Here is a 9,403-nt window from a genome sequence, read left to right as displayed (position 1 = left end):
GCATCCACGGCGGGCACGCGCATGTGCGCCCAGCGCTGTCGCCAGTCCTTCTTCCACTGCGTGAACTCCGCGAAGGGGTAGACCATGTTCGTCTCGTCCACGTCCGGATAGCCGTCGGCGCCGGGCTGGACGACGAACAGCGTCCTGTCGTCGACGAAGGGGGCGGTGCGGTAGCCGCTCTGGCCGCGTCGCACGTAGTCGAAGACGACGGTGTCCGCGGACGGCGCGGTGGTGAGCCGCTTGCTGCCGGTGTAGACGTCCTGGACGGTGCCCTGCGCGGCGGCGAGGGGTCCCCACAGGCCGGCGGCCTCGGCCAGCTGGATCACGAGCGCCGAGCGGCCGAGCTCCCACAGGTGCACGCCGTCGGCCGTGGTGATGTCGAACAGCCCGTGCTCGCGCTCGGCGGCGCAGAATCGCTCGAACATCTCGCCGTAGGACCAGGGCGGGGTGATCCGTCGGCGGGAGGCGCCGTCGCGCAGCTCGAGCCAGTCGTACTCGCCCTGGATGCGGACCGTGGGCCGCTTCTCGGTGCCGGCGTTGGTCACCTGGACGCCGCCGCCGGAGTTGATCGGGGCGCCGAAGGAGTCGACGCCGCCGGTGACGGGGAACCAGGGGTGGCGGGGGATCTCGCGGTGGGTCGGCGCGGGCTCGGTGACCGCGACCGCCTTGACGAGCATCGAGGCGGCGGTGGAGGCGTAGGTCCTCGCGACCTGGCCGACGGAGCCCATCGCCTGGGTGGGGAGCCCGACGGCCTTTCCGAGGCCACCGAGGGCCCCCGCGGAGCCGCCGCTCGAGCTGGCGGGGGCCGACGTGCCGGCCGGCGCGTCCGCCGATGCGTCGGGGGCCGACGGGGCGACCGGTGCCTGGGCGGCGGCCGCCGGCGCCTCGGTCGACGGGATCCCGGCGTCGGACCCGGGCTGCGCCTCGGCCGACGGGTCGGGAGCGGATGTCGACTCCGCCGTCTCCTGCTCGGTGCGCTCGGGCGCCCCGTCGGCAGGCGGCGTCGCGTCGCCCGAGGGCTTCGCGGCCCGGAGCGCGGGCAGGGCGGGCATGAGCTGGCGCAGCTTCCAGGTCACGGCGTCGACGCCCTGGGCACCGAACTCGGCCAGGTCCGACGGGGTGGTGCGCCAGGAGACGTGCTTCGCCCCGCCGCGCGAGGCGAGGAGCGTGTCGACGACCGGCGGCGTGCCGCCGCCGTAGTCGGCGTCCCGGCGCAGCCGGGGCAGGACGGGGAGCGTCCCGCCGTGCGCGGGGCCGGCGAGGTAGTGGCGGTCGGTGCCGCCGGGGGTCGTGGTGTACGAGACGACGCCGCGGCTCCCGACGGGGAACTCGATCACGGTGGTCCCGCCCTCGCGGCGCACCGCGGGGCGGAGGATGCGATCGCCGTCGTCCACCTGGACGTCGTGCAGGTCCGCGGCGGAGCGCACGGTGACCTGGTGCGTCCGGCGCAGGCCGGAGCGCGTGACGCGGTGGCTGATCGCGCTCGCGGGCACGGGCTCCTCGCCCTCGGTCGAGAACACGGCCGAGAGGTCGAGGGAGCGGCCCGGGGGCGGGCCGAGCACGGCGCCGTACTTCGCCACGACCGCCTCGGCGGAGAAGCGCTCGTCGAAGATCTCGCGGGCGCGGCGGCCGAAGCGCTCGCGCAGCTGCGCGTCCGCGACCAGCTCGTCCAGCCGGGCGACGAGGGCGTCCACGTCGCCGACGGGGACGATGAACCCGCTGGCGCCGTCCTCGACCGCGTCCCGCGGCCCGAACTCGTAGTCGTAGGTGACGGTGGGCAGGCGGTGGTAGGCGGCCTCGAGGAGCGGGTACCCGAACCCCTCGGACAGCGAGGTCATCAGCACGATGTCGGCGCTGGAGTAGACGTCCTGCTCGGTGCCGAAGCCGGGGATCGAGACCCGGTCCCGCAGCCCGAGCGAATCGATCAGCTCGTTCACCGCGATGAAGTAGGGGTTCAGCGGGCTGATGTTGCCCCACAGGGTCAGGTGCACCGAGTCGTCCTCGAGCCGCGACAGGGCCCTGATCGCCTCGAGCTGGTTCTTGCGGTGCTGGAACGAGGCCGGCAGCACGATCTCGACGCCGGTCCGGGGCTTGCGCACCACCTGCGCGGGATGGTGGATGTTGGGGATGCACACCACGTCCGCGGCGTCGAAGCGCGAGGCGAACTGCTCGTTCAGCCCCTCGGCGACGGTCTGGACCCGGTCGATCACCTCCCGGGCCTCGTCCACCAGCGCCCAGAGCTCGTCGTGGTGGCGGTAGTCGCCGTGCACCTGCAGAAGGGTGCGGGGGCGCCGCTCCTGGCCGGCGAGGGCGCGCTGGAAGGCGAGGGCCTGGACCGGGGTCGTGAAGATCACGGTGTCCTCGGCGGTGAGCTCCTCGTTGAGCTGGCGCAGGGCGGCGAGCTGGTCGGCGGTGAAGGCGTACGGCGTCGCGTAGACGCGCCCGGTGAGGACGGGGTGGACGTTCTCGGCGAGCAGCCGGCCGCCCTCGGCGGGCAGCGTCTGGAGCACGTAGGCGGGGACCCCTGGATCCAGCGGCCAGCGCGGCATGGCGAGCTCGGCACCGTCCCCCGCTCCCAGGAAGCTCAGGACCGCCAGCGGGTATCCCCCACGATGCAGGGCGTTCGCGGTCTCCACCACGGACTTGTGGTAGCCGGTGGGGCCGGACAGCTCGTTGACGCAGATCAGGATCATGGTCCGCGCAGTCTATCCACGGGCCCCGCTCAGATCCGGTTCTTGCGGAGCGCCGCGAGTGCCCCGGTGATCAAGTGCACCGCTGCGCTCGGGACGGACAGCCGCTCCTGGCCCCGCAGCACCTGCCACACGGCGCGGACCGCACGGGTGCGGTCGGAGGAGTGCGAGTCCTCCTGCGCGGCGCGGTAGAGCGCCAGCGGCTCGTCGATCCCGGCGGCGGTGCCTCCCTCGCGCAGGATGCTCAGCCACAGCGCATAGTCCTCGGCCCCGGGGACGTCCGGCATCGTCACCGGTCCCGTGCGCTCGAGGTCGACCACAGCGGTGAGGTTGCCGATCACGTTGCGGCGCAGGAGACCCTCGCGGGTGAGCTCCGTCGGGACGTGCACGATGCGGCCCTCGGACTCGAAATCCGCGCCGGTGCCGGCGAAGTCGGCCGACACACGGTGGTAGCCGCAGTACAGAAGTGACGCACCGCTCGTCCGGGCGAGATCGAGCTGCCGCTGCAGCTTCTCGGGGAGCCACAGGTCGTCCGCATCGCAGAAGGCGAGGAAACGCCCGGTGCCGCTGGCGATGCCCGAGTTTCGGGCCGCGGCCGGGCCGCCGCTGCGCTCCCGGCGGATGATCCGCACCCGCGCATCTCCCTCCGCGAGCTCCTCGGCGATGCGCACGGTGTCGTCCGTGGAGGCGTCGTCGACCACCACCAGCTCGAGGGAGCGGAAGGTCTGATCGAGTACGCTTGTCACCGATTGGCGCAGGGTCCGCGCACCGTTGAACACCGGCATCACGACCGTCACCAGCGGAAGCGGATCCTTTGCGGTAGTCACGACGCACGATCATACCGACGCCCGAGGACGGCCCAGCCCGCCGCGCCCGTCCGGCTAGAGGAGAACGAACTTGGCAGATCAGAAGGCGGAGGTACCGCTCGCTCCGCGCCTGACATCCGCGGAGTCAGAAGCGCTCGCCGCGCGGGCGGGACTGGACGAGATGGGGGTCCGGCCCCCGCTGGGTCGCTATATCAAGCAGGTCTGGGAGCGGCGGTCGTTCATCTGGAACCTCTCCGCGTCCCGCGCGTACTCCCGCAACCAGGGCTCGTACCTGGGTCAGGCCTGGGCGATCCTGCGCCCCGTGCTCGACGCGGCCGTGTACGTGATCATCTTCGGGTTCCTGTTCCACGCGAGCGCCCCGGGGATCGACAACCGCGCGGCATTCATCACCATCGGGACGTTCACGTACACGCTGTTCCAGACCTCGGTGATGTCGGGCCTGAACTCCATCCCCACGAACCTGCAGCTGATCCGGTCCCACAAGTTCCCGCGCGCGGTCGTGCCGCTCGCGACGGTGATGACCGAGACCGTGCTCTTCGCCCCGATCCTGGTGGCGATGATCGTGGTGGTGCTGGTGACCGGCGTGCTGCCGGGCATGGGTGCGGTCATCCCGACCTGGTCGTGGCTGACGCTGCCCTTCGCGGCGGTCCTGCTCGCAGTGTTCTCCGCGGGCGTGGCCATGTTCTTCGCGCGTCTCGGCGCGCGCGCTCCGGACATCGCCAATGCGATGCCCTTCATCCTGACGCTGGGACGCTACGCCTCCGGCGCCATGTTCCTGATCCCGGCGATGGTCCCGGACGGGCTCTGGCTCAAGCCGCTCCTGATCCATCAGCCCGTGGCGATCTACCTGGAGCTGTTCCGTGCGGCGTTCGGCAACGAGCCGCTGATCCCGATGACAGCGGGCCTCTGGCTCGAGGCCACCGCCTGGGCGGTGGGCGTCTTCGCCATCGGATTCCTGTACTTCTGGCGCGCAGAGGAGACCTACGGTCGTGACTGAGGACATCGATTTCGAGATCGACCCCGAGAACCTCCCGGAGCGCGTGGACCGCGACAAGCCGCTGGGCGCCCCGTCGGTGGTGGTCGACGACCTGCACATCACGTACCGCGTGTTCGGCGCCCGCCGCAGCGGGACCACCAAGCAGCGCGCCTCGCTGTGGGACAAGATGGTCAGCATCGGCCGCCCCGACACCGGCCCGATCACCGAGGTGCCCGCCGTGCGCGGCGTGTCCTTCGTGGCCCATCATGGCGAGTCCATCGGCATCCTGGGCACCAACGGCTCGGGCAAGTCGACCCTGCTGCGGGCCGTGGCGGGGCTGCTGCCGCCGTCCTCGGGCCGTGTGTTCACCTCCGCCGAGCCGGAGCTGCTGGGCGTGAACGCGGCGATGCTCCCCCGGCTCACGGGCGAGCGCAACATCATGATCGGCGGTCTCGCCCTCGGGCTGAGCACCAAGGAGGTCAAGGAGAACATCCCGGGCGTGGCGGACTTCGCCGAGCTCGGCGACTTCCTGTACCTGCCGATGACGTCCTACTCCTCCGGCATGGCCTCGCGCCTGCGGTTCGCGATCTCGACGATCCGCACCCCCGAGATCCTCATGATCGACGAGGCCCTCGCCACCGGCGACGCCTCGTTCCGCAAGAAGAGCACCGCCCGGATCGAGGAGATCCGCGGACAGGCCGGCACCGTGTTCTTCGTGTCGCACTCGCTCGCCTCCGTGCGGGCGATGTGCACGCGCGCGCTCTGGATCGACAAGGGCGTGCTGGTGGCCGACGGCGACGTCGACGAGGTCGCGGACCTGTACCACGCCTACGTCGAGGGCCGCACCGACGCCTCCTCCGGCGCGAAGCTGAAGTAGGGCCGACGGGCACAGCCCCCACGGGGCATCACCTGCGAACGGCGGGCCGGGCGATCTCTCGCCCGGCCCGCCGTTCGTCGTGGGGCCGCCGGTCAGCGGCCCGCGGAGTTCACCGCGACGCCCGCAGCGCCTCGCCCTTGGCCATCGCCAGGCCGCGCAGCTCCTCCTGGAAGGCGCCCATCCGCTCGCGCAGCTGCGCCGCGTGCTCGTCCCCGCCCGCGGCGAGGATCCGCGCGGCGAGCAGCCCGGCGTTGCGGGCCCCGCCGATGGACACGGTCGCGACCGGCACCCCGGCCGGCATCTGCACGATGGAGAGCAGGGAGTCCATGCCGTCGAGGTGCTTCAGCGGCACCGGCACGCCGATCACGGGCAGCGGGGTGAGGGAGGCGAGCATGCCGGGGAGGTGGGCGGCGCCGCCGGCGCCGGCGATCAGCACGCGCAGCCCGCGCTCGGCGGCGCCGCGTCCGTAGGCGACCATGTCCTCGGGCATGCGGTGGGCGGAGACCACGTCGACCTCCACCTCGATCCCGAACTCGGCGAGCGCCTCCTCCGCGGCGCGCATCACGGGGTGGTCGGAGTCGGAGCCCATCACGATCCCGACCAGGGGGCGGGGTGCGGCGTCGGCGGTCATCGGGGGTCTCCCTCTCGGGTGGGGGCGGTGGGCTCGGCGGCCGCGCCCGGGCCGTCGATGATGAGTCGTTCGGCGCGGTGGGCGCGGGCGAGGAGGTCCTCGGCATCGTCCCCGAGCAGGGTGACGTGGCCGATCTTGCGGCCGGGGCGCACCGACTTGCCGTACAGGTGGACCTTCAGTTGCGGCTCCTCGGCGAGGGCCGCGGCGGTGCCGGGGGCGAGGTCCTCGGCGCTGCCGCCGAGGAGGTTGACCATCACGGCCACGGGGGCGAGCGGCGCGGTCGCGCCGAGCGGCAGGTCGGCGACGGCGCGGAGGTGCTGCTCGAACTGGCCGGTGACGGCGCCGTCCATGGACCAGTGGCCGGTGTTGTGGGGGCGCATGGCGAGCTCGTTGACGAGCACCCGGCCGTCCGCCGTCTCGAAGAGCTCCACGGCGAGCATCCCGGTGACGTCGAGGTCCTCGGCGATCGCGAGGGCGAGGGCCTGGATGCGCTCCTGGGCGGCGTCGTCGAGGCCCGGCGCGGGGGCGACGACCTCGTAGCAGACCCCGTCCTTCTGGAGCGACTGCACCACGGGATAGGCACTCGCCTCTCCCCCGGGCCGGCGCGCGACCTGGGCGGAGAGCTCGCGGGTGAAGGGGACGAGCTCCTCGGCGAGCAGCTCGCCGTGGGTCCCGAGCCAGTCCTCGGCCTCCTCGGCGGCCTCGACGATCCGCACCCCGTGGGCGTCGTAGCCGCCGCGCGGCGTCTTCACCACGAGCCGGCCGCCGGCCTCGGCGAGCGCCTGCTCGAGCGCGGCGAGGCTCCCGATCCGCCACCAGCGGGGGCAGGGGTGTCCGAGCGCGGTGAGCCGCTCGCGCATGACGAGCTTGTCCTGGGCGTGGACGAGGGCGCCGGGTCCGGGGCGCACGGCGGCGAGCCCCTCCCCCGCGATCCCTTCGAGGATCGCGGTGGGCACGTGCTCGTGGTCGAAGGTGAGCGCGTCGACGCCGTCGGCGAGGCCGCGCACCGCCTGCTCGTCGTCGTGGCGGCCCAGCCGCACGGTCGCGGCGACGGCGGCGGCGCTCTCGTCCGGAGCGGTCGCGAGCACCTCGAGGTCGAGGCCCAGCTCGATCGCGGGGCCGAGCATCATGCGGGCCAGCTGACCTGCTCCGACCACCCCGATCCGACGGGCGGGAGCTTCCTCGAAAGCGGCGGGCTGAGCGGGGCGGGGCGGGGTCGCAGACACGGCCGCCAGTGTACTGAGGTCAGGCGCGGGGCCGGGGGCGGCGCCGCACCACGGACCCCTGCGGGAGGAAGTCGAGGTCGTCGCCGCCGGCGGCATGGCGGCCGCCGGAGACGCCGCTGGGGGTCATGTCCGCGCGCTGGCCGCGGGGACGTCGCCCGCCCTTCTCGCGGCGGCCCGACTCCCCGCCGGACTGCGCCCCGTGATCGTCCCCCGGCTCCTCGCCGGGGGCGGAGATGAGGAAGACGCCGAAGGTGGCGGGGTTCTCGGTGAGCAGCTCGAGGCGGCCGCCGTCGTCCTCGACGAGGGTGCGGGCGAGAGCGAGCCCGACCCCGGTGCCGCCCGAGGAGCGGCCGGAGACCGAGCGCTCGAAGATCCGTGCGCCGAGCTCGGGGTCGATGCCGCCGCCCTCGTCGGTGACCTCCACGACGGTGGAGTGGTCGTTGCGCCGCACCTTGAGGGAGGTGCGCCCGCCGCCGTGGGTGAGCGCGTTCTCGATGAGGGTGGCGATGACCTGGGTGAGCGGCCCGGTCGAGCCCCACACGGCGGCGCTGCGCGGCACCTGGATGTGCAGCTCGCGGCCGGCGCGGCGGTAGGCCGGGGACCACTCCTCGCTCTGCTGGGTGAGCACGGTGCCGAGCTCGACCACGCCGGGGGTGCGTCGCTGGGAGGAGCGGGGAGCGTTGATGAGGTCGTGGACCACCTCGGTGAGGCGGTCGATCTGCTCGAGCGAGATCCGGGCCTCGTCGCGCACCCACTCCTCGGTGCTGGTCGCGAGGATCTCGTCAAGACGCATCGAGAGCGCGGTCAGCGGGGTGCGCAGCTGGTGGGAAGCGTCGGAGGCGAGGCGGGACTCGGCCTCGAGGCGCTCGTTGAGCATCGCGCCGGAGCGGGCGAGCTCGATCGCGACCTCGTCGATCTCCGCGATGCCGGAGGGCTGCCAGGGTCCGCGGGCGCGGCCGGAGCCCATCTCCTCGGCGCGCCTCGACAGCCTCGCCAGCGGCAGGGAGATGCGCTGCGCCTGCCACAGCGCGACCGAGACGCCGATCGAGAGGGCCGACAGGCCGGCGACCGTGATCAGCACCCAGGCGCTCGCGGTGTGGGCCCGCACGTCGGACTGCGGGATGAACACGGTGATCAGCTGCCCCGAGGCACCGGTGGTGCTCCGCTTGACCGGGTCGTCGCCGGGAGGATCACCGGCCGTGGTGGTCTCCCCCTCGAAGACGACGGTGACGGCGATGTTGAGATCGGTCTGCTCGTCGACCCGTCGCTGCAGGAGCGCCTCGTCGATCGTCCCCTCCTCCTGGAGGCGGGTCTCGGTGTCGATGCGCACCCGGTCCAGGATCAGGTTCGCCTGGTTGGCGATGTTCTGGTTCGCCAGCTGCAGCCACGAGATGCCCAGCGGGATGCCGAGCATCAGCACGACGAGGACCACCGTGATGATGGTGGCCTGCAGCACGCGCTGCCGCACGGGTCAGCTCTCCGTGCCGGTCTCGAAGCGGAAGCCGACTCCCCTCACCGTGGTGATCCGCCGGGGGTCCGTGGCGTCGTCACCCAGCTTGCGGCGCAGCCACGAGATGTGCATGTCGAGGGTCTTGGTGGAGCCCCACCACTCCGCACCCCAGACCTCGCGCATGAGGTCGTCGCGGGTGACGACGCTGCCGGACTCGCGCACGAGCACGGTGAGCAGGTCGTACTCCTTCGCGGAGAGGCTGAGCTCCTCCCCGTCGGCATAGGCGCGACGGGCGGAGACGTCGAGGGTGACGCCGTTGACGTCGTAGTTGTCGCCGGACTCCTCGGTCGCCTGCGAGCGCCGCATGAGGGCGCGGATCCGCGCCTGCAGCTCGCCGAGGCGGAAGGGCTTGGTGACGTAGTCGTCGGCTCCCGCGTCCAGACCCACCACCGCGTCGACCTCGTCGGCGCGGGCGGTGAGGATCAGGATCGGCGACTCGAGCCCGCCCTTGCGCAGGCGCCGCGCGACCTCGAGGCCGTCGAGATCGGGCAGGCCCAGATCCAGGATGACCAGGTCGATCGGGTCCGGTCCGGCGGCGATCCCGAGCGCGTCCATCCCTCGGGAGGCGCGCGTGACGGTGTATCCCTCCCGGTCCAGGGCCCGGGAGAGCGGTTCAGCGATGGCCGAGTCGTCCTCGACGAGAAGCAGTCGTGTCACGTCAGCCAT

Annotated in this window: 8 protein-coding genes; 2 read left to right on the top strand and 6 right to left on the bottom strand. The window is 72.8% G+C overall.

Annotation, left to right across the window (positions count from 1 at the left end; genetic code table 11):
- A partial coding sequence (locus tag Y09_RS12365; protein ID WP_053917988.1) for a glycosyltransferase family 4 protein occupies positions 1 to 2,693 on the bottom strand: 2,693 nt, incomplete at its 3' end.
- A gap of 29 nt (positions 2,694 to 2,722) precedes the next feature.
- Positions 2,723 to 3,517, bottom strand: a complete 795-nt coding sequence (locus tag Y09_RS12360; RefSeq protein ID WP_234695723.1) for a glycosyltransferase family 2 protein — start codon at positions 3,515 to 3,517, stop codon at positions 2,723 to 2,725.
- A 70-nt stretch (positions 3,518 to 3,587) separates the two neighbouring features.
- Between Y09_RS12360 and Y09_RS12355 the strand changes: the two genes are divergently transcribed.
- Together Y09_RS12355 and Y09_RS12350 are read left to right on the top strand one after the other, a co-directional pair.
- Positions 3,588 to 4,514, top strand: coding sequence for an ABC transporter permease (locus tag Y09_RS12355; RefSeq protein WP_234695722.1), 927 nt, complete (start codon positions 3,588 to 3,590; stop codon positions 4,512 to 4,514).
- Positions 4,507 to 5,370, top strand: a complete 864-nt coding sequence (locus Y09_RS12350) for an ABC transporter ATP-binding protein (protein ID WP_053917986.1) — start codon at positions 4,507 to 4,509, stop codon at positions 5,368 to 5,370. The genes Y09_RS12355 and Y09_RS12350 overlap by 8 nt, the downstream gene beginning before the upstream one ends.
- A gap of 109 nt (positions 5,371 to 5,479) precedes the next feature.
- On the opposite strand, the gene purE is transcribed toward Y09_RS12350, so the two are convergent.
- From purE to Y09_RS12330, 4 genes are all read right to left on the bottom strand, one after another.
- A complete protein-coding gene (gene purE / locus Y09_RS12345) occupies positions 5,480 to 6,001 on the bottom strand; it encodes a 5-(carboxyamino)imidazole ribonucleotide mutase (RefSeq protein ID WP_053917985.1) in 522 nt (173 codons plus the stop codon).
- Complete coding sequence (locus tag Y09_RS12340) at positions 5,998 to 7,131, bottom strand: 5-(carboxyamino)imidazole ribonucleotide synthase (RefSeq protein WP_053917995.1); 1,134 nt, start codon at positions 7,129 to 7,131, stop codon at positions 5,998 to 6,000. The genes purE and Y09_RS12340 overlap by 4 nt, the downstream gene beginning before the upstream one ends.
- Positions 7,132 to 7,246: 115 nt before the next feature.
- Positions 7,247 to 8,695: an ATP-binding protein gene (locus Y09_RS12335; protein ID WP_053917984.1), complete on the bottom strand. Its 1,449-nt coding sequence runs from the start codon at positions 8,693 to 8,695 to the stop codon at positions 7,247 to 7,249.
- Between the two features lie 3 nt (positions 8,696 to 8,698).
- Entirely contained in the window at positions 8,699 to 9,394 is a 696-nt protein-coding gene (locus tag Y09_RS12330) for a response regulator transcription factor (RefSeq protein WP_029360261.1), read from the bottom strand.
- Positions 9,395 to 9,403: the final 9 nt, after the last annotated feature.

Source organism: Brachybacterium sp. SW0106-09 (assembly GCF_001293905.1).
Classification (GTDB): Bacteria; Actinomycetota; Actinomycetes; order Actinomycetales; family Dermabacteraceae; genus Brachybacterium; species Brachybacterium conglomeratum.
Note: the sequence above shows the minus strand (reverse complement) of the source record. Positions and strands in the feature narration are given on the sequence as shown.